The sequence below is a fragment of the Bacillus sp. HMSC036E02 genome (assembly GCF_001836235.1).
GTDB classification, from domain to species: Bacteria; Bacillota; Bacilli; order Bacillales; family Bacillaceae_G; genus Bacillus_A; species Bacillus_A cereus.
The window spans coordinates 16,769-43,477 of sequence record NZ_KV827842.1; the positions used below are offsets into that span (position 1 = coordinate 16,769).

Below are 26,709 nucleotides of genomic sequence, written 5' to 3' on the forward strand. Positions count from 1 at the left end.
AAGTGTACTTAGTAAAAAATGAGGTGAATGTTCGTTTTGGGGAATGCGATCCTATGGGAATTGCTCACCACTCTCATTATTTTCATTGGTTTGAGCTGGGTAGGTTTCAAATGCTAGATATGACTGGTATAAACCAGTATTTAAAACAGGAAAAATTGTATTTTCCAATTATTGATATAAGATGTACCTACAAAAAATCAGCTCGTTTTCAAGACGACTTAATTGTAGAAACCTATCTTAAGAATGAAAGTAAAGTTTATATAGAATTTGTTTATAAATTATTCCGCAAGAGATGTAGAGATTTGTTAGCGGAGGGATTTTCAAAACACGTTTTAACAAGGTCCAATGATCAATTAATCAGTAGATTACCAGAAGAAATTTTAGAAAAGCTTCAATTTGAAAATAGCGGGGGTGTCATATGATTACATTTATTTTTCCGGGACAAGGGTCTCAATCCGTAGGGATGTGTAAAGGGTATTTGGATAAATACCCAAACATATTTGTCCCATTATTTGAGGAAGCAAATGATACGCTAGGATTTGATTTAAAGCAACTATGTTTATATGGACCAAGTGAAAAATTAATAGAAACCAGTGTTACACAACCAGCTATTCTTACGGTAAGCACGGGGATATCAAGAATTTTACATTTGCATGGTATAAGGCCATCTAAAGTAGCGGGGCATAGCTTAGGACAATTCTCCGCACTGGTAGAAGCAGGATCTTTACAATTCCATGATGCATTATCCATTGTACGGAAGCGTGGTCAGCTGATGAGTAATGTAAAGCAAGAGGGGTGTATGTTAGGAATTGTATCGAACACATATCAAACATTATTTGAAGTTGTAGAGGAATCTAAACAATATGAAATTGATATTGCTGCCTATAATTCCCCTACACAGGTTGTATTTTCTGGTGAGAGTAAGAGCATTCTTAAATTTCAAAAGGTACTAGATCAAAAAAATGGTATAAAAACTAAAATACTCTCTACTAGTCATGCATTTCACTCACGTTTAATGGGAGAAATGGTTCTTGAGTTTAAGGAGTATTTAAATTTATTTTCGTTAAAAAATGCTCAAATACCAATTGTTTTAAACTGTTCAGGAAAACTAACTACAGATAGAATCAATATTTTACAAGATATAGAAAGACAATGCGTAGATCCAGTTATGTGGCAAGACACTATCTACACTTTATTGAATAATGGTACGAAACACTTTATAGAAGTAGGTCCCGGAAATACTTTAACCAAGTTATGTCGCTCCTTTAAGCAGAACATATCTGTATCCTCTACAGAAACACCGATGTATTTAAAAAGAAGCCTTACTACAATAGAGAAAGAATTTAAGGGGGAACGGGTCTATGTTTAATGGAAACGAAGTGGCATTAGTTATCGGAGGATCACGAGGCATTGGTAAATCAATAACAATGGACCTAGCCAAACAGGGCTTAACTGTTTACTTTACGTTTCAAAGTAATCAAAAATTAGCAAATGAAATAGCAAATACTATAGGAGAAAAAGGTGGAAAAGCGTTTCCTATGCATGTAGATATTACAAATGAAGCCTCTATTCATAAATTGTTTCAACACATACGCTCAAAGGAAAAAAGAATAGATATTTTAGTAAATAATGCAGGAGTTATAAATGATGGATTTGCTGCAATGATGAGCGAAGAAAAGTGGGATCATGTGGTTGATTTAAATTTAAAAGGAACATTTCTTTGTTGCCGACAAGCATTAAGAATAATGATGAGACAGAAAAGAGGTTCTATTGTAAATATTACGTCGACAAGTGGAATAACGGGTGCAAGAGGTCAATGTAATTACTCTGCCTCAAAGGGTGGGGTTATTTCCTTAACCAAGACCTTAGCATTAGAAGGTGGGGAATACGGGATTAGGGTTAATGCTGTTGCACCTGGTTTTATAAAAACAGATATGACAAAAGGAATGGATCAACAGACATTAAAAAGGATGTTAGAACTAGTGCCGCTTGGCAGAATTGGAGATCCTAAAGAGGTAGCATATCTAACAACATTTTTATCCTCTAACTATGCAAGTTATATCACCGGGAAAGTTTTTACAGTGGATGGTGGATTAGTTAATGGCTAAACATTAGATGATTTAATGACGAATTTTGAGTTAAACAAGGAAAAGGGGAAAACAGATGTTTACGTATGTAGAAACAAAAATTATTGCTGAAAAAAGAAAACAATTAACTACTAGAATTAAAGAAATTATTACTGAGAGATTAGATTTAGAAATCGAACCACATTTCATTACTGATGATCAGCCATTATTCGGAAGAGGCTTAGGAGTTGACTCCTTGGATGCGTTAGAGCTATTTCTGGCAATTGAAGAGGAATTTGGCGTTGCAGTATATGACGAGAATATGGCAGTACTGGGTTCTATTAATAAAATTGCCGATTTTATTGAAGAAAATAGGGAGGATGATGTGCAGTGAGACCGATATTAAATGCAGATCAAATCCGAAATATCTTACCGCATAAATGGCCATTCCTTTTCTTAGATAAAGTTATTCAACTTGAGCCAGGAAAAAGTGGAATTGGTATTAAAAATGTAACTGTAAGTGAACCTTTTTTTGAAGGGCACTTTCCAAATGAATCAATAATGCCTGGAGTGTTAATTATTGAAGCTTTGGCACAAATGACGGCTGTTGTTTATGTTACAGGAGAACTAGCAAAAATAGATACACATGGTGCATGTTCACCTAAAATAGATCCAAGTTCATATGTGGGTTATTTAGTTTCTGTACGTAATATGAAATTTTTAAAACCTGTAGTACCAGGAGACCAGCTAGAATTACATGTCCAAATTGGAAGATCACTTGGGGTAATCTCACAAGTGGAAATCACGGCTTATGTAGATAAAAAGAAAGTTGCTACTGGTAGTATTCAAGTTTCTAAAAGAGTTGAGGAAATATGATCCATGGTATGGATGTTCAAGTTCGTAAGTGTACAGAGGCAGATAGTGAGAAGTTAGCTCATTTTTATAATAAATATCAATATGGCCCCATTAAATATGGGTATCCCTTAAATAAGCAGGACATCAAGCAATTATTTCGAGAGCGGAAGATACAGTTATATTTAATTGCTGAATATGAAAATGAAATTATAGCTTCCTTATTATTTTCTAGTTTGTCAGGTCAAAGGGCAGCAGTTTCAGATGGGACCTGGGCAGGATTCTTTTTAATTCATCCAGAATTTCGTTCGGGAAATATACCAGATAAATTATTTGCTTATGCGATTAAAAACCTTATCCAACAAGATATTAAATATATTGATACAGAAGTGAATCCGGAAGATAAAGTAGCCATGGCACTCTATAAAAGAGTGGGGTTATATCAAACAAGTAGGTCTTATATAGACTATGATGGCTACCTGAATTTAAGGAGCTATTTACCTTATGTTATTAATTACCTGTTAGATGCATTTAAACCAATTATTTCAAAAAGTGACCAAGATATATGGCTATCTAGAGGTTGGAAAACAGTTAGGGGATTGAAGTCCCTACGTTCTATTCAGAGTAACGCCATAACAAGAAATGGAATTGAAGTTGTAAAGTATGCTATTAATCTTGGAGCAAAAGATGTGAATTGTTGGGTTGATATAAAAAGTGAAAAAATTACTGAGGTAGAAACAGAACAAGTAAGATTCACTAGTTATATTTTAGAAGGAAACAATTTAATTGTTGGAGAGAAGATTCATATCTGTTATGTATATGAAAATCACTTTTCAAATCCTATTGAAGTTAGTATTACATCGAAGATAGGGGACGATTACTTAATTGATTTAAAGAAAACTTTTTATCCAAATAAAAAGTACGAGTGGGAAGAAGTTATAACAGTTACTAAGGAAATTGAGGGAGAACTTGTTACTAAGTTAAAAGCAAAAGAACTAGAACTAACGGTTCATTTTGGAGTAACCATAGCAAATCCGTTAGAAGTAAATGTTGCTAATTATCCTAAGTTAATTAATGGAAAAGAATCTGCATGTATCGTTAATGTAAAAAATAATTCTTTAGATAGATTAATTTACAAACTACTTATTCAACAAGAAAACTCGAAAATACTAGATTTCAAACCGCTAGAAAAACACCAAATCTGTATCATAGAGCCGGGTGAAATAAAGGATCATATTATTGTATTGAATCCTAAAAAAATTGGTATCACTAATATGACATTTTCGGCTGTTAGTCATCAAAATAAAAATATTGGGGAATTAAAGGCAATAATTCCGATTCATGCGCATGGGAAAAATCATGTTTATGAAACAAAAGAATACTTAGTTCTAGAAAATATGTATATAACTGTACAAATAAGTAAAAGTACTGGTTGTTTATATATATATGACCTTAGAAAGCAGCAGTTATTAGCAAAAGAAGCATGGCCAGATCTAGATTATCCATTTTTAAATGCAGTAAAAGAACCGAAAGTAAATGAGCTGTCATGGGAAATAACATCTGATTCATGTTTTGAAATTATTCATGAGGCAACAAGATTAAAGAGAAGCATTTGTTTTTTGTCAGATAAGATAGTTCAAATAAATGATTTCGCACAGGAAGGAAAATATATAAAAATATATCCTTGGTGCATGTTATATGATGCGAAAATGACGGTACCACTAAAGAGTGGGCTAGTTTCTAAACCTATGGTATATGGTGAGTATCCATATGCACTACATGACTATGAATTTGTAAATCAATTTGATCTACCTAGTCATCCAAACATGTATGAGCGAAATTATACATTGTTTGAATCGCAAAATATTAATATTGGATTTATATGGAAAGGAAATATAGAGCGTATCCTATTTGGATTAAGATGGATGCCAGCGGTAATATTTAAACGGAATGATAAAGAAAAATGTATAACAAAAACGCACTATTATACTTTATGTTCCCATGATAGCAAAGATGAAGTGGAAGAAATCTATAACGATATTACTAGTCATACATCCAAATTCATATCTAATAAGATTCCGTACTCAATTGAGACTGACCAATTTCATATTATAAATGAAAACGGGGAATTTCATATTCATGGAAGTCTAAAAAACTTATTTTCTTCCATATTAAAGGGGAAATTAACCTTGTTTTTCCCTCAGACATCCTACGAACAACAATTGTTTATACAAGACATAGAATCTATAAGCAATTTTAATTTTGAATTTAGTGGAAAGGTTAATTGGTCAAAAGCACATTATGCCGTACTTACGTATCAAGATGAATTAAATAGAAATGCGATAACTAAAAAAATATATCTTTTCCTTAAAGGAAGAAATAAATTAACATATAGCGAAAAAAAACAAGAATATCTAGTTCAAAATAATGTACTAAATTTAAAGATTAAAGTAAACCAAAGTAGTAAAATAACAGAATTTATGTATAAAGATAAGGAGATTTTAAAAGAAAACTCAGTATTAAGTTCTTATAATTTTTTACCCGGTGTAATGATACCAACAGCTAACTCTTATACTCCAGATTGTAGGAAAGATTTAAGCATTAATTCAATATATCTCAATAAAAGTAATCATTCAGTAGTAGCAACAGAAAATACATATAAGGAATTTATTAATCGGATTTTCTGTCAATCTGATGAGTGGAAAGTTAAATATACAACTGTATATGATCTACCTGTTTTACAAATACAATTGAAAAGCCTACAGAAAGATAAAATAAAAACTAGTGTCTTTCACTTATTCTGGGAGAAAAAAGGAAAAACAAAAATTAAAAAGATGTATTATTGGCAGAATGGAGAGCAAAACACGTTATTACCAAATGGCAAACAAAGAAAGATTTATGTAGATAATAAGGTAATTCTCGAATTATCTAATGGGTTATTTGTATCTATTTTAGCATTATCACATAGTACAAAATGTTTTATATACGAATGGCCCAAAAAAGGGATACAAATCGGAATATATGGTAATCAGAATGAATTTAATGATGGAGATATTCACTTTAATATTGCAGTTGGAGAAACTTTACTTGATAGTGAATACTTTTCGCAAATTTTATTAGAGGGGAATATGACATGAAAGTATTGTTTATTGCACCTAGTCACTTTAGCATTGGTGAGTTGCACAATGCCTTATGTCTAGCGAAACAAATTGAAGAGGATGGAGAAGTATATTTTTTAACAAGTGAAAAATTCTTATGGTATGCCAATAAATCTGTAGCAAATGTTAGATCACTAACAAAGGGGCTAAAACAAAAAGGGGTTATAAAACAAATCAATAATTTATTTCAACCTGATGCTATTGTTTTAGCTGATTACCATAATTTATTTTTAGAGTCTCCAATTATTGATCTTGATTATCTATTAAACCTACACATACCTTGTTTTTCTATTGATTCTTTAGCTTGGGGTAGTGAGGATCGATTATTAGAAAATAAACTTTTTAAAAATGCAAATTACAATAGCTTAAAGAAAAGGTCATTGATAGAACTACCTAAAATCCCCTCTCAATTTAAGCTAATTAGAACTTGTCCAGTGAATAGTTATAAACAAGATAGTGAGAATATTACTTCTGTCAAATTATATAAAGAGGCTTTACAAATAGATGAAAAAATAAGAATGAAAATAAGAACACAACTAGGTTGTAGGGAACAAGATAAATTAATTATGATTGCGAAATCATCATGGGCCAACCTATTAGTAAAAATGAGGCTTATGGAGAAGAAACAGTACAATGATGCAAGATTTAGTTATGAATATATATTACAAGAACTATTAAGCCTATATCTTCAGGACTTTCCAAGCGATACATGTATTAAATTAATTGGGGTTTCAGATGAGACCAAATTTGTTTCTATGAAAAATGGAGGAAAAATAGAATTTGTTTCACTACCATTTCTTCATTTGGAAGAATATGAGCAACTAATATTATCATGTGATTTATTTATCACCGATAATATTACATCCTGCTCAATGGGAAAAGCGGTATTTGGAAAAATACCTGTAATTAGTCTGGTAAACCATTTGGAATATAAAGAATTAAAGACTCAAAGAGATAGCCATAATCCTACCTTAAGAAGCATTATAGAAAAATGGAATTATATACTACCTAATGGACTTTATCCATTTCTTGTATTTCCAAATGGATGGCATAAAGAATTAGCACCATTGATGGATCAAAATGATTATTTTAAATGTGTGCATACTTGTGAAATGTTTGATTTAAAAGAAACTAGTCAAACAATATTTAATATGCTGTATAGCAAAAAGGAGATTGATAAATTAAAGAAAATGCAACAACTGTATATAAATAATGTATGTAATCTACCGACAATAAAAGATGTGATAAAGAGAGAATTGGGGGCGCTTAATCATGAGTAATCAAATTAATGTACAAGAAGAAACTAATGAAGCATATGATGCAGTACGTAACGGAATTGGTGTAATAGATTTATCAACAACAGGAAGAATTGTGGTGAAAGGTGAGGACCATGTAGAGTTCCTAGATCGTCTAGTTACGAAGGATATTATATTTATGGAAGAAGAAACAACACTCTTTACTTTGTTATTACAAGAAGATGGGACTGTAATTGATATTATTAATCTGTTTAAAAATGAGGATTCTCTTACAGTTATTACGACACCGCATAAAAAAGAAATGGTACTAGCCTGGTTGCAAAACCAAAAACCAAGCGGAGTTGAGATTATAGATATAAGTCAAACACATTCTCAAATTGGATTTGAAGGTCCGTATGCATGGAAATTAGCTCAAAAGTTTTTAGACTTCGAAATATCATCACTGCCATTTCAATCATTTGTGTTAAATCAATTATTTGGGAAAGAATTTCTATTAGCAAGAACAGGTGTAACAGCAGAGTATGGTTATCAATTATTGTTTGAAAAATGCCTAGAGCCAATAGTATTAGAAACTGTAAATTCTTTTAAAGAAGATATTAAATTGAAGAAAGTAGATTGGGAAACATTAGAGACGCTAATGTTAGAAATTCGACATCCATATTTTGAATTCAAACATTTAGAAGAACTAAATATTTTTGAAGCTGGTTTAGAATGGTTTATTGATTTTTATAAAGACGAATTTTATGGAAGAGAAGTCTTAGAACAGCAATCGGAAGCTGGCGTAAATAAAAGAATTGTGGGATTCACGACAGGAATAGAGAGCAAAATTACAGTTAATGATGAGATTTTTATAGAGGAACAATTAATTGGTAAAGTTATTGAACTTAAAGAAAGTCCCGTTTTAAACAGGAGACTCGGAATTGCTTTATTAGAGGAACCATTTGCTGTTTCAGGAATTGGATTTTATGTGAAAAATAAAGAAAATGCTTTGTATGAGGCACATACTCAGTCCTCACCATATATTCTACCTAAATCATGGTCAATCAAAATACTGTAAAGGTGATGGCATATGAACATGAATAATCAACGAATCGTCGTAACTGGCATGGGAATTATTTGTTCAAACGGAAATAGTGTAAAAGAATTTTGGGATAATATTCAATCTGGGAAATCTGGTATTAAAGTAATCCAAAATATCGATATGGCTGAAATGGTAACAGATTATGGTGGAGAGATTGAAAACCTTCAGGTAGATGATTACTTCTTTAAGGATGAAATAAAGGATATGGATCGCTGTGGAAAATTAGGTGTCATGGCGGCAAGAGAAGCGGTAGAAAACGCAAAATTAAAAATAGAAAACTTTAATCCATACCGAATTGGAATATCATTAGGCACATCTTTAGGAGGCATGTTGAGCGGGGAAGAATTTCATAATCAGTGGATTAAAGATGGAATTGAAAAAGCAGATGAAACGTTACTTTTTAAGTATCCAATCCATACGCCCTGTGACAATATTACGCGAGACTTAAAAATAAAAGGGCCAAAAATGATTATTTCGAATGCATGTGCCGCTGGTACAAATTCAATTGGATTTGCGCTGGATACAATTCGAAATAACAAAGCAGATATCATGATAACCGGTGGTGTAGATCCCTTATCTAAATTGTCAATGAGTGGTTTTAATAGTTTACAAGCACTAGCACCAACGCCACCATCGCCCTATAGCAAGAGTAATGGCGTGGTAATCGGAGAAGGTGCAGCTATTCTTGTTTTGGAATCATTAGATCATGCGATTAAAAGGGGTGCAAATATCCTAGCTGAAGTAGTAGATTACGATTTATCTTCAGATGCATATCATCAGACAGCACCAGATCCAGGTGGGGAAGGTGCTTTGAGATCCATGCGAGGTGCTTTAAAAAAAGCCAGCATAGATGCTAAGGAAGTAAGCTATATCAATGGACATGGAACAGGTACACCCGCAAATGATGTATCAGAGCCAAAAGCAATTCGTACATTAATTACTGAAAATAAGACACCAGTTTCTTCAACTAAATCAATGATAGGACATATGTTAGGAGCCGCAGGGGCGGCGGAAGCAGTAACAAGTATTCTTGCTATTCAACATGGATATTTACCTCCAACTATAAACTTTGAAGTTGAAAGTCAAAAGTTTAATCTAGATTTTGTACCTAACATAGGTAGGGTAAGTGATTTGAGTTATGTACTATCAAATTCATTTGCTTTCGGTGGAAACAATGCAAGTATCTTATTCTGTAAGTACAATGAGAACCTTGAGTTATCAGCGGCAAAGGAAAAGCTAATTAAAGAAAAAAAAGTCGTAATTACTGGTGTAGGGGGACTTGCTGGGAATTCTTCAAACCTTCAAGAAATTAAAGATTGTATGTTTAAGGAAAAGAGTGGTACCTCAAAGATTAAACATTGGAACGACAACCCTAAGTGCATACAAGCCGGGAAAATACCAGAACAAAACTATCGAAGGCTAATACATCCTAATTTATTAAGGAAGATGGATTCAATTAGCAAACATGCAGTATTGTCAGTGAAAATGGCTATAGAAAACGGGAACTTAAAGATAGATAAAAATAATAGGGACAAGATAGGAATTATTTTTGCTACTGGTACAGGACCAGTAGGAACGGTAGAATCATTTAACCGGATTATTATCCAAGAGGGTGTTAAGGCCGCCAATGCTAAATTATTTCCAAACACAGTTATGAACGCAGCAGCTGGACATATTTCATTAAACTTTAAAATAAAAGGGCCTACTTCAACTATTTCATGTGGTGGGGTTTCTGGTATTAGTGCACTGTACTATGCCTATGCCATGATTCAATCTAGTGATTATGACACATTCATTGTGGTAACGGCAGATGAAGTAAATAATCCAATAATAGAGGGACACTCAAAAATAAAAAGGTACTTAACAACTGAGAATATAAGGCCTTTTGATTGTAATAGTAGCGGTACCATACTTGGTGAAGGGAGCGTTGCCTTTATTGTAGAAAGTGAGGAGGCAGCGTTAAAAAGAAATGGTAATATTTTAGCTGAAATTAAAGGTTTTGGATTAACATCTGATGACAGTAAAATAGGGGACCTAAATCATCTAGGAAAGGCATGGGAGGAATCTATGCGTTTAGCAATGACAGAGGCAATGATTTCTCCAGAAGAGATAGAATATATTTGTGCAGCCGCCAATGGTCATACATATTTTGACCGTATTGAAGAGAGAGTTATAGAACGTATATTTGGTATCGGGGCTCCTGTTAGTGCTACAAAATCTATCTTTGGGGAAACTCATGCAACTGCAGGCCTTCTTTCTCTCATTAGTGTAATATGTGCATTTGATGGTGAAATACCAGCTACGCAAAATGTAAAGAGTCATAGAGGAAGAATAGATCTCGTCACAGAAAATCCTCGTAAGGCTCCGGTGAGCAATGCCTTAATTAGTACATATTCTTATGGTGGTAATTATAATTCTGTTGTAATAGGAAAATATTTAAATTAATTATTTATGTAGGAGGCCACTTTTATTAAGTATGTATCGGTCTCCTGCAAAATAAGCTATATAGTTTTTAAAGCTTAAGCTCTTAATTGAGCATATCAGAAAAACTATGAAGGAGCATAATGCCATGAAAGGTATCATTCTTGCAGGTGGAAACGGTACTAGATTGTACCCCCTTACCCAAATTGTATCGAAGCAATTATTACCTATCTATGATAAACCCATGATTTATTATCCTTTATCAGTACTAATGTTGGCGGGTATAAGAGAGATACTAATTATTTCAACGCCACAAGATATTAATAAATTTGAGCAAATGTTAGGTGATGGTTCAAAATATGGAATTACCCTTTCATATACTGTTCAGCCTTATCCAGAAGGTATAGCACAAGCATTTATTATAGCTGAGAAATTTATTGGAAATGATAATGTAGCTTTAATTCTTGGCGATAATATCTTTTATGGTCATGGACTAACAGAATTACTAGAAAAAGCTGTTAAGAAGACTAGGGGAGCTACAGTTTTTGGTTATTATGTCAATGATCCAGAGCGCTTTGGGGTAGTAGAGTTTGATTCTAAAAAGCATGTGATTGATATCATGGAAAAGCCAAAGGAACCAAAATCAAACTATGCAGTAACTGGCCTGTATTTTTATGATAAACGTGTGATAGGAATAGCAAAAAATATTAAACCATCTAATCGTGGGGAATTAGAGATAACAGATATAAACAAAGAATATCTTAAGATGGGAGAATTAGAAGTTGAATTATTGGGAAGAGGCTATGCATGGCTGGATACAGGTACACACGAATCATTATTAGAAGCAGCACAATTTATAGAGACAATTGAGAAAAGACAGAGTTTAAAAGTAGCTTGTTTAGAAGAAATTGCATTTAAAAAGAAATATATAACCAAGCAGCAACTATTAAAAATGGCAAATTCGGTAAAGGAAAATCAATACAGCCGATATTTATTAAGGGTTGCCCATCAATAGCATTTAAATGAATGGAGAGAGAAGAATGCGTAAAATTCATACAGCATTAGATGGTGTTTTTATTATAGAGCTTGATAAATGCAGTGACAAACGTGGTTACTTCATTGAAACATGTAATAAGAAAAAATTTGAACTCTTAGATATACAGGGAGACTTTGTACAAGATAATCAATCATTATCTGTTCACACAGGCACGATACGTGGGCTGCATTATCAGTTGAATCCTAAAGCCCAAATGAAGGTAGTGAGCTGCATTTCAGGTTCTATTTACGATGTAGTTGTAGATATCCGAAAGGGCTCCCCAACGTATGGACGATGGTTCGGAACAATTTTAAATGAGTATAATAACCGTCTACTTACCGTTCCTAAAGGGTTTGCTCATGGTTTTTGTACTACAGAACCTAATACTATTGTCCAGTATAAAGTAGATGAGTATTATTCACCTAACCATGAAGAGGGAATTCTATGGAATGATGAAACAATAGGGATTTTATGGCCAACTAATAAACCAATTTTATCAGAGAAAGATAAAAAACTACCTAGATTAAAAGATACTAATGTCAACTTTGTTTATGGAGATGATTTTAATTGAAATTATTAATAACGGGTGGGGCAGGATTTATTGGTAGTAATTTTATTCGGTATATGTTAAAGAAATATCCTCAATACCAAATTGTAAATGTAGATTTATTAACATATGCAGGAAATTTATTTAATTTAAAGGAAATATCACTAAATCAAAATTATAAATTCATCAAAGGGGATATTTCAAATGAAATATTCATAGATAAGCTATTTAAAAAAGAGAAATTTGATTATGTATTAAATTTCGCAGCAGAATCTCACGTTGATAGAAGTATTAAAACTCCCCATATCTTTGTCCAAACTAACATATTAGGTACACAAGCCTTATTACACTCAGCATATAAAACAAAAGTGAAAAAGTTTGTACAAATTTCTACAGATGAAGTATATGGGACATTATCTCAAACGGGTGCGTTTACAGAGCATACAATAATAGCTCCTAATAGTCCTTATAGTGCAAGTAAAGCTAGTGCAGACTTAATGGTACGAGCGTATCATGAGACATTCGGTTTACCTATGAATATAACTCGTTGTTCCAATAATTATGGTCCCTATCAGTTCACGGAAAAATTAATACCATTAACAATAACTCATGCGTTAAATAATAAAAATATTCCTCTATACGGTGATGGATTACATATAAGAGATTGGCTTCATGTAGAGGATCACTGTGTAGCTATTGATTTAGTTCTGCATGGTGGAGCAGATGGGCACATTTATAATATCGGAGGAGATAATGAATATACAAATCTAGATATTGTACAAAAAGTACTCAAATTCCTAAATAAAGATCAATCGCAAATTACATTTACCTCAGATCGCTTAGGACATGATAGACGTTACGCCATGGATGCTACTAAGTTGAAAGAAGAATTAGGTTGGACACCACACTATCTATTTGATGATGGACTTACCCAAACAATTAAGTGGTATATAGATAACCGTACGTGGTGGGAATGAATTTTATTAACTAAAAATTACATAAGTTAAACGAGGAATTTTAAAATGAAGATACTGATAACGGGAGTAGATGGACAATTAGGACAAACTTTAATGCAAGTACTCAGCAGAACACATCATGAGCTATATGGTGTGAATCGTACCACGTTAGATATTACAAATAAAATAAGAGTTAGCTCTTATCTTGATAGGTTAAAGCCAGATGTAATTGTACACTGTGCAGCATTTACAAATGTAGATGGGGCAGAGAAAAATAAAGGATTGGCATATGAAGTAAATGTATTAGGTACCAAGTATATTGCTCAAGCTGCAGGAAGAATAAAATGTAAATTTGTATATATTAGTACGGATTATGTGTTTGATGGCGAAAAGCATACACCATACAATCTTGTGGATCATCCTAATCCATTAAATATATATGGAGAAACAAAATTGGCTGGAGAACATTTAGTAACAAAATACACGAATAAGCATTTTATTATAAGAACTTCGTGGATATTTGGAAAGGGAGACGGTCACTTTATCGCTAAGATAAGAAAAATAGCAAATCTATACGGTGAAGTCCGCGTGGTATCTGACCAGTTTGGTTCACCTACCTATGCACTAGATTTAGCAAATTTTATTGAAGAGTTAATAGAGACGGATCAATACGGATTATATCATGTGACAAACGAAGGAATATGTTCATGGCATGAGTTTGCAGTTGAATTTTTTAAAGGCTTCAATAAAGACATAAATATAATTCCCTTAATGACGGAAGAATTCCCGCAAATAGCCAATAGACCTAAATACTCAGTGTTAAGCAAAGATTGCATTATCCTGAATGGATTAAAACCATTAAGACATTGGAAAGAAGCATTAAAAGAGTATAAGGAACAATTTAATAGTAGATAATCATTTTAATTTATATAAAATTAGCCAGTAAATATAGCATTATTTTTTAGTAAGTTGCAGTTGAATTTTTTAGAAATTTGTCGTTTATAAAGTATTAACTGTAAAATAAAAAACCACTACTTAAAGTAGTGGTTTTTTATTTTACAACTATACATTAAATCGTAACAAAAGCCATTATACATTTGCTGAAAGATTAACGGTACATTCACTATTTTAGCATAGTTGCATTCAAATAAATGTTCCAATCTAGTGAACTTTCAAGTTTGAATAGATTTAGATAATACCTATTATGTAATTAATTCATTATTACAGATGGGCATAAATTAATAATTAGTATTTGAATTAGTTTCCCTCAAAGAATCAAACAGAAAAAACAATTATGGCGTAAAAACAATTTAAACATGTATAAACATTGAAATCACAGGAGTAATGCTTTAATAATTTGAAAAGCTTATTATGTAACAAATATTAATAATTAAAGATTATAATTTTTCACCAGTAGATTCCCTCCTAAACTTTCGCGAAGGTAGATAGCTCCAGAACCTTTCTAATTTATTTAATTATTTGATTTCAATGGAATATTATGTTAGAAGAGGGAATTACAAAGAATCTAGTCAAAAGTTTTTAAGCATTTTTATTAAATTATACTCTGCGGTTTATAACAGCAAACCTGTCACTCTAAATTAATAGCTTCAAAACAAAAAAAGCCGCTTACTTTAGTGGCTTTTTTGTGGGTAATGAAGATCAAATACTAAATTGAAACACAATCCGTTACGCATTCACTGAGAGGTTGACCGCTTACATTAATTATTTTAGCATAGTTGGATTCGATTGAATGTTCCAATTTAGTGAACTTTCAAATCCCAATTCGATTAGCACATGCTAATATAGCTGGAGGTTCATGGATATTATGAAATGTTTTTATAAACTAATTAATGTGAAATTTATAATATGTATTTTTCATATAATAAAACTTCATTTCAAGCGAAATATATATAATATTTAAACCCTTTGGTTTTTGGATAGGGAAAAGAATAAGAGTTCAGCAATACAAAATTGCTAACCCCTTATTCTTTATTCTTTCCTATTCTGCCTAAACTATCTTTAATAGTTGTTTCCCCAAGTTGTGTATATAGCAAAGCTGTATCTTGACTGGTATGCCCAAGTTGCTGCATCACTTGTAATGAATCCTTTTCTTCCATATATAATTTGTTTGCCAATGTATGTCTTAATTTATGGGGAGACATTCTTTTACCGTAGGCCTTAGTATATTTTTCTACTATATCTTGGATAGCTCTAACCGAAAGTGGCTGAGCAGTATGTTTATACTTCGATAAAAATACATTTTTTAATTCTTTTCCTGGGGCATATTTGTTATCTCTAATTTCCATATATTTTTCAAGATCATTCAATGCAATGGGGGTAATCCATACTGAATCTTCTTTATTTCCTTTGCGGATTACATCAATTAGTCTTTCTTTTAGGTTTATATCCTCCATACGAAGATCTGCTAATTCACTTACACGAATACCACTACCAAGAAAGAGGGAGAGGATAGCTACATCACGATCTTTGTCTCTTAGAAAATAGAACAACTGATGTTTTGTTAAAGATTTTTCATGTTCGTACTTAACGTAATTCAAAAATTCTTGATCGTCATCATTATGAAATATCTTAGATCTCATACGTTTTGCACGGGCATTTAATGTTTCTTTATCTTTATGTATTTCAATTTTGGCCATTACATTTCTATAAAAATAACATTCTCCTTCATCATTCTCTGATAGGGAAGTAAGGTACTTGAATAAAGACTTTAAGGCTGAAATTTTTCTATTAACAGAGGAATTCTGCATGTTTTGTTGTAGTTTTAGAAACCTCATGAAGTTCTCAACATCTTTTTTCTTTAAATTCTCCAAATCAGAGAAGGATATGTCTTTAATGGGCTTAAATTCAATAATTTGCTCAGATAATAGCCAGTTAAAGAAGACTCTAAAATCATATACATAATTCAGTAGGGTGGAGGGAGAGGCATCATGCAATTCTTTGTACTCCACAAATTCTTCTATGTAAAAGGGCATTTCATTTAGATTCTCGTATAATTTTTTACGATGTACGGATTTTTGACGTTGCTTGCTGTAATCCATAAAAATCACCTCATATATACTATAACAGAAAAATACGCGAACGCAAGTTCGCGTAAAATTCAATTTTTACACAGACTTATTTACATAATTAAATTATGGGATGCTAAAATATACTCGAAATTAACTAAGGATAGTGTAGTCATTCTAATAAAATTATAGATAAGCACGTGATAAATTTGTATTAAGCTATAAAAATTAGTACAAAAATTACGTTCACAGGTGTGCAAAATAAAACAATTTTTATATATAAATTCATACAAAAAATCAATATATGAAAACAGTTTAAAATTCGTTATCTAACATGAATTGGTTAATTTAATCATAATTATGAGGAGTTAATTAGATCAACATAAGAAAAAATCCTATATAGTAAAAGGTAATTTACTATGAATATTTTCAATGAATAGTTCAGTATTTAATGATTCCTATATAAAATATGAATTATATGGACACATACCAATATACGGAGATTCATGCAATTGAGCTCGAAATCCCTAAATACTGTATTATATTTTTATTTATACATCTTATTGTTCGTAAAATTAGCATTTCGTGCGAAGTTGTGGTTTGAAGTTTTTTTCAATTCTTCTTTTACCCTATTTATGTTTATTTGAGACCATTCTTTTTTTTTAGCTGTAATTTCTTTATAACTTATTATATTTTGATTAACATAGAAAAAAGTTCCCTTTATAATAGGAAACTTTTTTCTATGTTAATCTACAGCCCTAAAATTTCTACAATCTGACGTGCTTTATTATTATTAATATAATAATGCATCTCTAATCCTTTTCTTTCTGCACGGATTACAATTCCTTTTAACTTTGCTAAATGTTGTGAAACAGTGGATTGTGGAAGTTTTAATATTTCTGTTAACTGTGTAACATTGCACATTTTATGATGTATTAACTCGCTTATAATTTTTAATCGAATCGGATGTGCCATTACCCTTATTACATCTACATCTTCTTCGCGTATTTTAGCTAGGTCATTATTAGATATTACTGTTAACATTTCGCATTCTCCTTTATTATTAATTTCTATTTTCCTATTATCCTTATAAGTAATACTTATAGATAATTACAATTTTTCCTGTTGAGAAAATATATTCTACTCAATACAAAAAAAGACACCTATTCCGAAAACAGTTTTTACCGTTCCAATGAATTGTTGTCTTGAAATTTTTTAGCCACACTATATTTAATCATATTATAATCTATACATGATTTTGAACCATGCTTAATATACGTTGCAAAGCAAAAGGAATAATTCTATTCCTTTTTAAACATAACTTTAAATTCAATATTCGCTTTCCTTATTACAAAATTTACAAAGATTCTCTCCTCATCCCACTTTCTATAACATAAATTATTTATCAACACGATAATATGGAATAAAAATTCCAATAATGGTAATATGGTGGTACCTTCAGTTGTTAACTGTTATCCCTTTTTTTAAAAGCCGTGTCTTTAAAGACACGGCTTTTAAATTTCCTTAACTAAAACTGTCTATTAATTATAAACTTAAAACTTCCACTTAGTCTTATTCTGTAATTTCTTCTCTTTTTGAAGTAAGGCCTTTAACTTTTTTAAATCATATATTTCCCTTTACCTACTAACTATTCCAATAAATTCTTTAACACAAGCAATTCATTTATTTCATTTGTTTTTATTTTATTTCTCAGAATTTCAAATATATCTTTTGAAAAACCCCTGGTATTCCATTCATATTTATCTCTCTTAAATAAATCGTAATACACATTATACCCAACAAATTTATAAGCTTTAATCTTATTTTTAACAAAACCTTCATAATTTTAAATAGACATAACACTTCATGCTGTCAACTCCCCCTATATTGATAAATATGAAACATCTAATTTATTTGACATTTCAATGACTTATGCCAGGAAAATATATACATTTAATTAAACCTAATGTATCTTTGGTTTGTAAGTCTTAGTTAGTTGGCCAACTTTTAATACAATTTAATAATTAAAAATAAGGGTGATTTAAAAATGAATCAAGTATTAAGGAAAAGTAAGAAAAAAATGATGTATCTAATCGGTTCACTTCTAATTTCTCTATCAATGTTTTCAACTACAAGTTTTGCAGCTACAGAAGGTGCTATAAAAAGTGTTACAAATAGTAATTATACTGGAATTGCAGCTGATATAAACCTACCAAAATCAGTTGTTGTTAAGGATGGATATGTGAATTGGTATTTAGGTATTGGAGCATCTAAAGTTGAAGGTGGTATTTCAAAAACACCAAGTGGATATAAAGTATTTCTTAATTCAGGATATAATGAATCAGGTCAAAACAATAAGTATTGGAACACACAATATGATACATCAATTAAAGATGGTGATCGAGTAAACCTTAAAATAATTAATAACGGCAATGGTACGGTTACTATGTATGTAAATGGAATCCCTAGATATACAAATCAGCCTGTATATGGCTCATTTTCTCAATACGAACCAGTAAAAATGGTTCAGGGCGTTGAAGATACTGGACGTAATTCTTTTAGCCAAGCTAGCTTTTCAAACGTACTTCTAAGAGCAGATACATCTGGATCTATCTACAAGAGTTGGAACAGTTCAATTTCTTCCTCATTTTCTAAACATGGCACTTATAGTAACAATTTCACAGTTTATTCTCAAGTACCATTAAGCGCAAGTTTACGCTAAAGTTGTTCTTGTATACGAAATTTTTTAAAAAAGGTAGCTGTACAAAAGTACAGCTACCTTTTTCATACTTTAATTGCAAAAAGCGTGTCAAAAATAAAAAGATGAAATTGTAAGTATGTTCACTTCTCAATTCCATCTCTTCTAAAAATTGTATATTACCAATTCTCTTGTTCCTCACTATTCTACCAAATTAATAGCAACACATTATGTAGATATAGGTTTATACTATTCTACATTTAAATACATGTAATATTGCCTATACTTTGTTATTTTCATGTGAAACTAATTCACTATATATCTCTTTCTCTATATTTTTCAAGAGAATTTCCAACCTATTTTTTGTAGCTAGATTAAAATGTGGATTTAATTCTTTTATTATAAATTCAAGTATCTCAAAGCTTATGTAATCTCCTAATTCAAGTGAATATTGATCACCCAAGAAAGTTTTTAATTTTTTAGAGATCTCCACTTTATCTTTTTTGGTAATATTTACCCCATCCGATAACAAACCTCTCTTAGATTAGTCTTAAATACTAATTCAAAAAGTTTTTATAACATAATAAAAATATTTTGGAATTAATATAAATCATATAATGAAATTTTTACAAATAAATAAAAAATATACATCATAATCATTAAACAATATATTAAGCATCATAAACATATATTGGCTCATCATAAAGGCGTAAACATTTTGACCAATTTCCACATAACGTTTCCCATTCACCAGCAGGATATACTTCCGTACGCAATATATGAAGTGGTATACGTAAATTCAATAACCGACCACTAAGCGTCGTACGAGTAACTCCCGCTGGCATTAAAAACTTTGCTTCAATTACCTTTTTCAGTTCCATCAACGAGTATTCTGGATAACTCATCAATATTTCATTTGAATGAGGCCAGACCTCAGTATCATTTGAATGACGGCGTACCGTGTACTCATGTTGATATAAACCAACAATACGATGCCATATCTCTAAATGGGTAAATAAATCGCTATTTAAATCCCTTACATATAAAAAATGTTCTTGTTTATTTGCTTCTGTAATCTTTGCAAGCAAACGTTTATTAGCAATAACCTTACCTGACCAAATTATTGTAGGTTCTTTCTTTAAATGATTTACCCATTCCCCCATTGGTAATAAATGATTCCAAGCACGAATTTTTATTTTTTCATCAGGTACTACCTGTACAGCAACGCGTTTACAACCTAATGCCATCATAGCCTTCATACGATGGGCACCATCAAGTAACAGATAATTACCATCACTAAGCTCAGATACTAAGGGAGGATTCCGTAAAACACCTTCGCTTTCCATTACACGACAAATTTGTTCCAATCTTTTGTGTTCATATGATTCATGAAAGCGAATTTGCTTGGGATGTAAGAGATCTAAGGCCGAAATAATTTCACTCATAAAAACAGCTCCTCAAATAATTACATAAATTCTAAGCTTATCAAATAACTAATTTTCTATAATGATTAGTCGTGTTTACCGATATTTAGCAGCTATTAGACAATTATTTCAAACTGCGCTTTAATAATTTTACTAGTCTTCTAATAAAACACCAATTTCCTTTTCCCTAGCCCTTTGATAGTAATAAGCAGCAATGGCTACATCAAAAATGGCCATACCCATTGGATTAAATAATATTGCTTTGTCATAAGGGAAGTTTTGCAGTGCTCCTCGGATTACAACGTCAGCAATTGATACTGTATCTTCTTTTTGTAAACCTCTTTCAAGGTGCATCCTTTCAACATCAGTTTTTTCACGACAGACTTCTTCCCAATTATCAACAACTAGGGATTTTGTATATTCTAAGATATCAGGCTTAAAATCACGAAGAGAAACATTGAGTAGTAGCGCTCCATCTTTAGGTTTCTTATCAATATAACCTTCTGCAGAAACAGTACAAGTAATAAAAATATCAGCATCATTATAGGCTTCTTCATAAGCATTAACCTTTTGAGTTTTAGAATAAATTTCCTCAGGAATTAATTCGTCTTTAATTCCATTGATATCATATAGGTAAACACTTTCGATTTTATCGCCTAATAGGGCAGTTACCATCTTTAAATGCATCTGACCAATAGGTCCAAATCCAATAATTCCAACTTTAACATTATTTAAATCTCTTAACTTGGCAAACTCTCGAATCATTAATCCTGTAACAGAAGCTGTTCGTATAACACTGACCATTGCTGTATTAAGCGTCGCAAATGGTTTTCCAGTCATAGCATCATTTAATATAGTAACTGAATGAGCACGTTGAATACCTTTCTCAATATTCTTCGGAAAACTAGCTATCCATTTGATTCCTGAAACCTTAAATTCTCCTCCAATATAAGCTGGCATAGCAATAATTCTATTAGACGGATCATCGAAACGTAAGTATGGCTTAATTGGCTGAGAAAAATCATCTAAATCAAGACTTTTTACTGCCTTTGAAATGACATTTATTGTTTCTTCCCAATTAACACCCATTTCATTGATATGTTTGGTATTTAAATACATCATAATTGCTTCCTCATTTCTATATCATTTTTATAAAGAAACTAATTGGTCTTCTACTGATTTTTGTGTATTGAGCCATTCTACCCACTCTACGTTGTAAATAGTTGATGTGTAAGCTTGTCCATTATCAGGACACAAGAAAACAACATTAGGTGTATTTTGAACATCCTTATTTTCAAAATACTTTTGGATTGCATAATATGAAGTCCCTGATGATCCACCAGCAAATATTGCATGTTTATTAAATAGGTCATAACAACCTGCAACAGTATAAACCTCCGGTACAATCATTACATCATCAATCAATGCTTTTTTAACCATACCAGGTATCATACTGGCACCAATTCCTGGTATGTACCGTTTACGAGGCTTATCACCAAAAATAATGGACCCTTGACTATCTACCGCAATAATTTTAATATTAGGGAATTTTTCTTTTAATCGTGTAGATACCCCAGCGATAGTTCCTCCAGTACTCACTCCAATGAAGGCATAATCTAACTGTTTAAAATCATTAGATATTTCTCCACCAATTCCTTGATAATGGGCTTCAAAGTTATCAGCATTATTATATTGATTTGTCCAGTATGCTTTAGGAATAGTATTTAAAAGTTCTTCCACCTTATTTAAACGCGTTAATAAATAGCCACCTGTTTCATCTCGTTCATCCACTTTAGCTACTTGATAGGAAGTTGCTCTCAAAAAATTCTCATAACTATCATTAATATTTGGATCAATAACTGGTATGAATTTCAGGCCGATATACCTACAAAGAGTAGCAAGAGCAACCGCAAAGTTACCAGATGAAGATTCGATAATCGTAGAATTTTCAGTCACTTCACCGCGACTTATTGCTGATTTTAAAATATGGTAAGCAGCACGTACTTTAACACTATTCATTAAATTGTAATATTCTAGTTTTGCATACAAATTAATCTTTTCATGCTCTAATTTAATCATAGGTGTGTTGCCGATTACCCTTTCTAAACTCTCTAATTTCTTGAGCATAATTTGCTTCCTTTCTTGGTTAAAATCTAAAAAAATTAATTAAACATTTGTAAGTTCTAATATAAATCACTTTTAAATAACTTATATTCATGTTTACTTTAAATGTCCTTTCGAATGTAGCTCAAATAGAACTTATAGCTGAAACACAATAAATGCTAAATTCTTTAGTATCGGTAAGCTAAGCACCATTCAAGTACTGCCATAGCACTATTTAGCTTGTTTTCGGCCTGGGTAAATACAATACTTTTCGGTCCATCAATAACTGTTGCTGCTACTTCTTCCCCCCGGTGTGCTGGGAGGTCATGCATGAAAGTAGCTTCCGGATATAAAGTCAAAATTCTCTCTGTCACTGCAAATGGATTAAATGCATCTTTCCATAAAGGATCTATTTTGCTTGTCCCTGTTGTTTGCCACCTTGTTGTATATACAACATCCACTTCACTAGGTAACATTTTTATATCATGACATTCTATAACTTTAGCACCAGAAAATCGTGCATATTCTTTTGATTTTTCAAGCACACTTGGAGACACTCCATAACCAGCAGGTGTAAAAAGATATAACTCCGTACCTGGAAAACGAGATAAAGAAAGAGCTAGAGCTGCTGCACTGTTATTACCTTCTCCCATATATAAAACCCGTAATCCAGCTATTTCACCAAATTTTTGTTTCATTGTTGTTAGGTCTGTTAGCGCTTGTGTTGGATGTTCTTCCGCACTCATTGCATTAATGACTGACATACGACTTTGAGATGCCAGTTTTTCCATTTCCTTTTGACTATCTGCAGTTCTTGCTACTAGTCCATCCAGCATTCGCGAAAGTACTTGAGTAGTGTCTTCTATAGACTCCCCTGTATTTTCTTGCAAATCATTTGGACCATACGATACAATTTGTGCACCCATCTTTAATGCTGCAACAGAAAATGCCGATCGAGTTCTAGTCGATGTTTTACGGAAGTAAATCCCAATTATATTTCCCGCTAATATGTGATTAGGTTGCGATTTACCTGCGGCAAACTCTACCCCACGAGTTACAATTTGGTTAATATCACTATCAGTAAGATCCTCAAGAGTAATTAAATGTTTTCGAATAGCCATTATTATATTACCTCCCTTTTGAATAAGTGCATGTAACAAAAATGTATTTACACATATATGTAAATCAAAACTATTAAACAGCTAAGGTAAAACATAATAGATTGCAAATATAATTTAAGTGGATCCATTACCACACTTTTCTATATTTGTTTTTAAACTAATGTATAGCAGTTGATATATAGCCTATATGAACTCGAATACTATTTTTACTCATAAATACTTACATATAATTCTATTGTTAGTCTATATTCCTATTTTTTATGATATAGCTCTGCTGAATATATTACACACTACAACGCTAAAAATATACTCAAAATACTGAATTTTCAGCTTTCTCAATTCTTTTATCAATTTTCTGTCAATTCATACTTGAATTCTCTTTTTTACTAATAATATACATACAATGTTGGCCGTTTCTTTTATAGCCCCATCTCTATAAAATCCGCCCATTCAAAAGTATCGTTTTCCGGATTGTCAGTTAAGATGCAAATTACTGCTGCAGTCATTAAAGAGCCCTCTTTAAAAGAGATATACTCCTTCTACTGGCTCGCTATTTATAGTTATGATAATCTCTTAATTGTTACAGCTACAACGCTAACAATTATTATTGTAACCATTGATCTAAGTAAACAAACAATGAATGGCATACTAATATATACACAAAGTAATCTATTAAGCGTAAAATGATTGCATATCCAGCAAGTTTAATTACTTATTCAGATCTTTACTTTTAGAATTTTCAAAATTAAATTCCCGAAAATTTTCTTTCCTTAGGGAAATATCGCTCATTTTAAACTATGTAAGAATGCTTATCTTCTATAAAGTAATTACACAAATCAACAAAATCAATTTCAATTATTGATTCTGGAAAACTGTCTAAAGAAGCACAACAAGAAAGCTTATAATCTTTACCAATAGTAAACTTTTTATAATAAACCTCATTAGATAACATGTCACCATAAAATATTGTATTTTTATTAATAACAAAAGAGTTTAAAGGTATAGTTAGCCCTTTCCCTATCCATTTAACAAAGCTTTCTTTTATAGTCCATAATTCATAAAACACATCTAATTGTTGTTCTACATTTAATGAATTTAAATAATTAAATTCTTCCTCAGTAAATATATTTTTAATCATTGTAGTATCTATGGGCCGAACTTTTTCTACATCTATTCCTACTTCTTCCTCATGAATAGCTCCAACAACCCAACTTTCGGAATGTGATATATTAAAATGAAAATGATTTAACTCATCAACATAAGGCTTTCCGTATTCATTGTATTTATATTTAATATCTTTATTTTCTTTTGAGAAATTTGTAGTAATTAAATATCTTATTATAATGTCTCCAATTAAGGCACTATATTGGTCGGGCTTTCTTTTATATTTCTGTATTTTCATCTGCTTTTCTTTTGAGACCAAACACATAAGTTTCTGCATAATATTATGTTCTATATTTCTTGGCACACGTACCTTATATATATTCATTATTTCCTTCCCACCTAACATCTTATATATATATAAAAAACTCTCAATGAACAATTCCTATTTATTTTTAATAGTAAAAAACATTTTCAGAGGATAATATTCTATTTTATATTCATATTTTCCACTTATTTTCCAACCTCTTTATATTTATTATTGACTGGTCTCAAAGAAAAAAGTCTCATAATATGTTATACACGAATTTATGAGACTTTTAGAAAACTAATAGTGTACGATTTCAAATAATATTTCACCTATTTACATGTGCTAATAAGAGCATTTGTTTAAAATTCATTTTTATACTCTTTACCAATTCATGAATATGCGGTTTCTCTAACATACTCAGATGGGAACCTGGCACTTGCAAAGCGTATACTTCCCCTGATGTATATTCATTCCATCTGTTATAATCTACTAGTGGGTGAATGTCATTAATAGATGCATTAAATAGAAAGATATCTGCTTTTATTTTTTGTTTACAATTATATTTTAGGTATGCATATCTATTAGCTATCATTACTTTTAACTTATTCATCATTGGATCTTCAAAATTTTGCTGACAACTATTTTCATTCAATGTAAATTTTTTCAGTAAAGATTCTATTAATTGTTCTTCACTCATTTGCTCAAAACTAATTTTCTCAATCCCTAACTGATCATTGAATTTTTCCAATTCTTCAAATGCATTCTTAATATTTAAACTAAGAATCTCCCTACCTTGTTCAATAGGATGAACATCAAGTAAACCTAGAAAACTAACTTTATCACCTAGTTCTTCTAATTTTCTAGCCATTTCAAATGCAACTATTCCTCCAAAAGACCATCCTAATAAGGTATATGGCCCTTCTTTTTTTACTTGTTTAATCTCTTCTATATATCTTACCGCCATTTCCTCTACAGATAAGTTTGGAAATCTACTATCATCATATCCTATAGATTGTAACCCATATACAGTCTTATCCTCTCCTAATTCTCTAGCCAAATCATAATAGTTTAATATACCCCCGCCTTGCCCATGAATAATGAACCATTGACTATCCTTGTTTGTTCTATTTTGAATTGGAATTAAACACTCACTGTCTATTCCTTTATTCCTACTTATTACATCACTTAATTGTTCAATAGTAGCCTTTTGAAATAATAAACTTAATGGCAGTTGCACATTAAACATTCTCTTGATATTTTCGAATAACTTTAGTCCCTTAAGAGAATGACCACCTAATTCAAAGAAATTATCATTTATACCAATATTATTTACGCCTAATATACTACTCCAAATATCAATTAAACTACTATCTATTTCATTTCTTGGTGGTACATAATTACTATTGCCCAGTGTATTTAGCTTCGGTAACTTACTTCTATCTATTTTCCCATTTTGTGTTAATGGTATATTGTGAATTGGTATAAGTTGTTGAGGTATCATATAATGTGGTAACTTTGTTGCCAAATATGCTCTTACCTCTGGAATAGGAATA

General features: G+C 31.5%; 24 protein-coding genes. 15 read left to right on the forward strand and 9 right to left on the reverse strand.

Annotated elements, in window-relative coordinates; translation table 11 throughout:
- The first annotated feature begins 2 nt into the window (after positions 1 to 2).
- The 13 genes from HMPREF2590_RS12445 (at position 3) to rfbD (ending at position 14,288) form a co-directional block, all read left to right on the forward strand.
- A complete protein-coding gene (locus HMPREF2590_RS12445; RefSeq protein ID WP_000281618.1) occupies positions 3 to 422 on the forward strand; it encodes an acyl-CoA thioesterase in 420 nt (139 codons plus the stop codon).
- Positions 419 to 1,369 (forward strand): ACP S-malonyltransferase, encoded by a 951-nt coding sequence (locus HMPREF2590_RS12450; protein ID WP_000627587.1) that lies wholly within the window; start codon positions 419 to 421, stop codon positions 1,367 to 1,369. Before HMPREF2590_RS12445 ends, HMPREF2590_RS12450 begins: the two co-directional genes overlap by 4 nt.
- A complete protein-coding gene (gene fabG / locus HMPREF2590_RS12455) occupies positions 1,362 to 2,108 on the forward strand; it encodes a 3-oxoacyl-ACP reductase FabG (RefSeq protein ID WP_000481739.1) in 747 nt (248 codons plus the stop codon). The genes HMPREF2590_RS12450 and fabG overlap by 8 nt, the downstream gene beginning before the upstream one ends.
- A gap of 55 nt (positions 2,109 to 2,163) precedes the next feature.
- A complete protein-coding gene (locus HMPREF2590_RS12460) occupies positions 2,164 to 2,460 on the forward strand; it encodes an acyl carrier protein (RefSeq protein WP_000495741.1) in 297 nt (98 codons plus the stop codon).
- Positions 2,457 to 2,942, forward strand: a complete 486-nt coding sequence (gene fabZ, locus HMPREF2590_RS12465) for a 3-hydroxyacyl-ACP dehydratase FabZ (RefSeq protein WP_001247406.1) — start codon at positions 2,457 to 2,459, stop codon at positions 2,940 to 2,942. The genes HMPREF2590_RS12460 and fabZ overlap by 4 nt, the downstream gene beginning before the upstream one ends.
- Positions 2,939 to 6,055 (forward strand): GNAT family N-acetyltransferase, encoded by a 3,117-nt coding sequence (locus HMPREF2590_RS12470; RefSeq protein ID WP_000581210.1) that lies wholly within the window; start codon positions 2,939 to 2,941, stop codon positions 6,053 to 6,055. The genes fabZ and HMPREF2590_RS12470 overlap by 4 nt, the downstream gene beginning before the upstream one ends.
- The gene (locus HMPREF2590_RS12475) at positions 6,052 to 7,356 is read left to right on the forward strand and encodes a DUF6365 family protein (protein ID WP_070861420.1); all 1,305 of its coding nucleotides are present in this window, start codon (positions 6,052 to 6,054) and stop codon (positions 7,354 to 7,356) included. Before HMPREF2590_RS12470 ends, HMPREF2590_RS12475 begins: the two co-directional genes overlap by 4 nt.
- Positions 7,349 to 8,389 carry an aminomethyltransferase family protein gene (locus HMPREF2590_RS12480; protein WP_000070728.1) on the forward strand — a complete coding sequence of 347 codons (1,041 nt, stop codon included), beginning with the start codon at positions 7,349 to 7,351 and terminating at the stop codon, positions 8,387 to 8,389. Before HMPREF2590_RS12475 ends, HMPREF2590_RS12480 begins: the two co-directional genes overlap by 8 nt.
- Before the next feature lie 12 nt (positions 8,390 to 8,401).
- On the forward strand, positions 8,402 to 10,858 hold the full coding sequence (locus HMPREF2590_RS12485; protein ID WP_070861422.1) for a beta-ketoacyl-[acyl-carrier-protein] synthase family protein: 2,457 nt from the start codon (positions 8,402 to 8,404) through the stop codon (positions 10,856 to 10,858).
- 124 nt (positions 10,859 to 10,982) lie between these two features.
- The gene (rfbA, locus tag HMPREF2590_RS12490; protein ID WP_070861423.1) at positions 10,983 to 11,849 is read left to right on the forward strand and encodes a glucose-1-phosphate thymidylyltransferase RfbA; all 867 of its coding nucleotides are present in this window, start codon (positions 10,983 to 10,985) and stop codon (positions 11,847 to 11,849) included.
- Between the two features lie 25 nt (positions 11,850 to 11,874).
- Positions 11,875 to 12,441: a dTDP-4-dehydrorhamnose 3,5-epimerase gene (rfbC, locus tag HMPREF2590_RS12495; RefSeq protein ID WP_001226083.1), complete on the forward strand. Its 567-nt coding sequence runs from the start codon at positions 11,875 to 11,877 to the stop codon at positions 12,439 to 12,441.
- Positions 12,438 to 13,394, forward strand: coding sequence for a dTDP-glucose 4,6-dehydratase (rfbB, locus tag HMPREF2590_RS12500; protein WP_000770929.1), 957 nt, complete (start codon positions 12,438 to 12,440; stop codon positions 13,392 to 13,394). Before rfbC ends, rfbB begins: the two co-directional genes overlap by 4 nt.
- Before the next feature lie 45 nt (positions 13,395 to 13,439).
- A complete protein-coding gene (gene rfbD / locus HMPREF2590_RS12505; RefSeq protein ID WP_000697864.1) occupies positions 13,440 to 14,288 on the forward strand; it encodes a dTDP-4-dehydrorhamnose reductase in 849 nt (282 codons plus the stop codon).
- A 1,067-nt stretch (positions 14,289 to 15,355) separates the two neighbouring features.
- On the opposite strand, the gene xerS is transcribed toward rfbD, so the two are convergent.
- Positions 15,356 to 16,432 (reverse strand): tyrosine recombinase XerS, encoded by a 1,077-nt coding sequence (xerS, locus tag HMPREF2590_RS12510; protein ID WP_000386596.1) that lies wholly within the window; start codon positions 16,430 to 16,432, stop codon positions 15,356 to 15,358.
- 717 nt (positions 16,433 to 17,149) lie between these two features.
- On the reverse strand, positions 17,150 to 17,443 hold the full coding sequence (locus tag HMPREF2590_RS12515) for an ArsR/SmtB family transcription factor (RefSeq protein ID WP_070861425.1): 294 nt from the start codon (positions 17,441 to 17,443) through the stop codon (positions 17,150 to 17,152).
- A gap of 1,003 nt (positions 17,444 to 18,446) precedes the next feature.
- On the opposite strand from HMPREF2590_RS12515, the gene HMPREF2590_RS12520 reads away from it, so the two are divergent.
- On the forward strand, positions 18,447 to 19,121 hold the full coding sequence (locus tag HMPREF2590_RS12520; protein WP_001077581.1) for a hypothetical protein: 675 nt from the start codon (positions 18,447 to 18,449) through the stop codon (positions 19,119 to 19,121).
- Positions 19,122 to 19,377: 256 nt separating this feature from the next.
- Here HMPREF2590_RS12520 and HMPREF2590_RS12525 read toward each other — a convergent pair whose 3' ends face one another.
- From HMPREF2590_RS12525 to HMPREF2590_RS12545, 5 genes are all read right to left on the reverse strand, one after another.
- On the reverse strand, positions 19,378 to 19,629 hold the full coding sequence (locus HMPREF2590_RS12525) for a DUF2164 family protein (RefSeq protein ID WP_000947505.1): 252 nt from the start codon (positions 19,627 to 19,629) through the stop codon (positions 19,378 to 19,380).
- Positions 19,630 to 19,768: 139 nt separating this feature from the next.
- Positions 19,769 to 20,542: a ParB N-terminal domain-containing protein gene (locus HMPREF2590_RS12530; RefSeq protein ID WP_001289600.1), complete on the reverse strand. Its 774-nt coding sequence runs from the start codon at positions 20,540 to 20,542 to the stop codon at positions 19,769 to 19,771.
- A 132-nt stretch (positions 20,543 to 20,674) separates the two neighbouring features.
- Positions 20,675 to 21,643, reverse strand: coding sequence for a 2,3-diaminopropionate biosynthesis protein SbnB (gene sbnB, locus HMPREF2590_RS12535; RefSeq protein WP_002099038.1), 969 nt, complete (start codon positions 21,641 to 21,643; stop codon positions 20,675 to 20,677).
- Positions 21,644 to 21,670: 27 nt separating this feature from the next.
- Positions 21,671 to 22,648, reverse strand: a complete 978-nt coding sequence (gene sbnA / locus HMPREF2590_RS12540) for a 2,3-diaminopropionate biosynthesis protein SbnA (RefSeq protein WP_000914214.1) — start codon at positions 22,646 to 22,648, stop codon at positions 21,671 to 21,673.
- A 164-nt stretch (positions 22,649 to 22,812) separates the two neighbouring features.
- Positions 22,813 to 23,745, reverse strand: coding sequence for an ornithine carbamoyltransferase (locus tag HMPREF2590_RS12545; RefSeq protein ID WP_001007705.1), 933 nt, complete (start codon positions 23,743 to 23,745; stop codon positions 22,813 to 22,815).
- Positions 23,746 to 24,216: 471 nt separating this feature from the next.
- Here HMPREF2590_RS12545 and HMPREF2590_RS30545 point away from each other — a divergent pair, with 471 nt between their 5' ends.
- Positions 24,217 to 24,432 carry a hypothetical protein gene (locus HMPREF2590_RS30545; RefSeq protein ID WP_153601868.1) on the forward strand — a complete coding sequence of 72 codons (216 nt, stop codon included), beginning with the start codon at positions 24,217 to 24,219 and terminating at the stop codon, positions 24,430 to 24,432.
- Between the two features lie 103 nt (positions 24,433 to 24,535).
- Here the strand turns inward: HMPREF2590_RS30545 and HMPREF2590_RS12550 are convergent, their stop codons facing one another.
- Together HMPREF2590_RS12550 and HMPREF2590_RS12555 are read right to left on the reverse strand one after the other, a co-directional pair.
- Positions 24,536 to 25,234: a 4'-phosphopantetheinyl transferase family protein gene (locus HMPREF2590_RS12550; RefSeq protein ID WP_001028936.1), complete on the reverse strand. Its 699-nt coding sequence runs from the start codon at positions 25,232 to 25,234 to the stop codon at positions 24,536 to 24,538.
- A 247-nt stretch (positions 25,235 to 25,481) separates the two neighbouring features.
- On the reverse strand, positions 25,482 to 26,709 hold a 1,228-nt coding region (locus HMPREF2590_RS12555), incomplete at its 5' end, for a thioesterase domain-containing protein (RefSeq protein ID WP_141763535.1).

Coding starts and splice junctions, on each gene's coding strand:
- HMPREF2590_RS12450 (WP_000627587.1), top strand. CDS start 419: ATGATTACATTTATTTTTCCGGGACAAGGGTCTCAATCCGTAGGGATG.
- fabG (WP_000481739.1), top strand. CDS start 1,362: ATGTTTAATGGAAACGAAGTGGCATTAGTTATCGGAGGATCACGAGGC.
- HMPREF2590_RS12460 (WP_000495741.1), top strand. CDS start 2,164: ATGTTTACGTATGTAGAAACAAAAATTATTGCTGAAAAAAGAAAACAA.
- HMPREF2590_RS12470 (WP_000581210.1), top strand. CDS start 2,939: ATGATCCATGGTATGGATGTTCAAGTTCGTAAGTGTACAGAGGCAGAT.
- HMPREF2590_RS12475 (WP_070861420.1), top strand. CDS start 6,052: ATGAAAGTATTGTTTATTGCACCTAGTCACTTTAGCATTGGTGAGTTG.
- HMPREF2590_RS12480 (WP_000070728.1), top strand. CDS start 7,349: ATGAGTAATCAAATTAATGTACAAGAAGAAACTAATGAAGCATATGAT.
- HMPREF2590_RS12485 (WP_070861422.1), top strand. CDS start 8,402: ATGAACATGAATAATCAACGAATCGTCGTAACTGGCATGGGAATTATT.
- rfbA (WP_070861423.1), top strand. CDS start 10,983: ATGAAAGGTATCATTCTTGCAGGTGGAAACGGTACTAGATTGTACCCC.
- rfbC (WP_001226083.1), top strand. CDS start 11,875: ATGCGTAAAATTCATACAGCATTAGATGGTGTTTTTATTATAGAGCTT.
- rfbD (WP_000697864.1), top strand. CDS start 13,440: ATGAAGATACTGATAACGGGAGTAGATGGACAATTAGGACAAACTTTA.
- xerS (WP_000386596.1), bottom strand. CDS start 16,432: ATGGATTACAGCAAGCAACGTCAAAAATCCGTACATCGTAAAAAATTA.
- HMPREF2590_RS12515 (WP_070861425.1), bottom strand. CDS start 17,443: ATGTTAACAGTAATATCTAATAATGACCTAGCTAAAATACGCGAAGAA.
- HMPREF2590_RS12520 (WP_001077581.1), top strand. CDS start 18,447: ATGAATCAAGTATTAAGGAAAAGTAAGAAAAAAATGATGTATCTAATC.
- HMPREF2590_RS12530 (WP_001289600.1), bottom strand. CDS start 20,542: ATGAGTGAAATTATTTCGGCCTTAGATCTCTTACATCCCAAGCAAATT.
- sbnB (WP_002099038.1), bottom strand. CDS start 21,643: ATGATGTATTTAAATACCAAACATATCAATGAAATGGGTGTTAATTGG.
- sbnA (WP_000914214.1), bottom strand. CDS start 22,648: ATGCTCAAGAAATTAGAGAGTTTAGAAAGGGTAATCGGCAACACACCT.
- HMPREF2590_RS12545 (WP_001007705.1), bottom strand. CDS start 23,745: ATGGCTATTCGAAAACATTTAATTACTCTTGAGGATCTTACTGATAGT.
- HMPREF2590_RS12550 (WP_001028936.1), bottom strand. CDS start 25,234: ATGAATATATATAAGGTACGTGTGCCAAGAAATATAGAACATAATATT.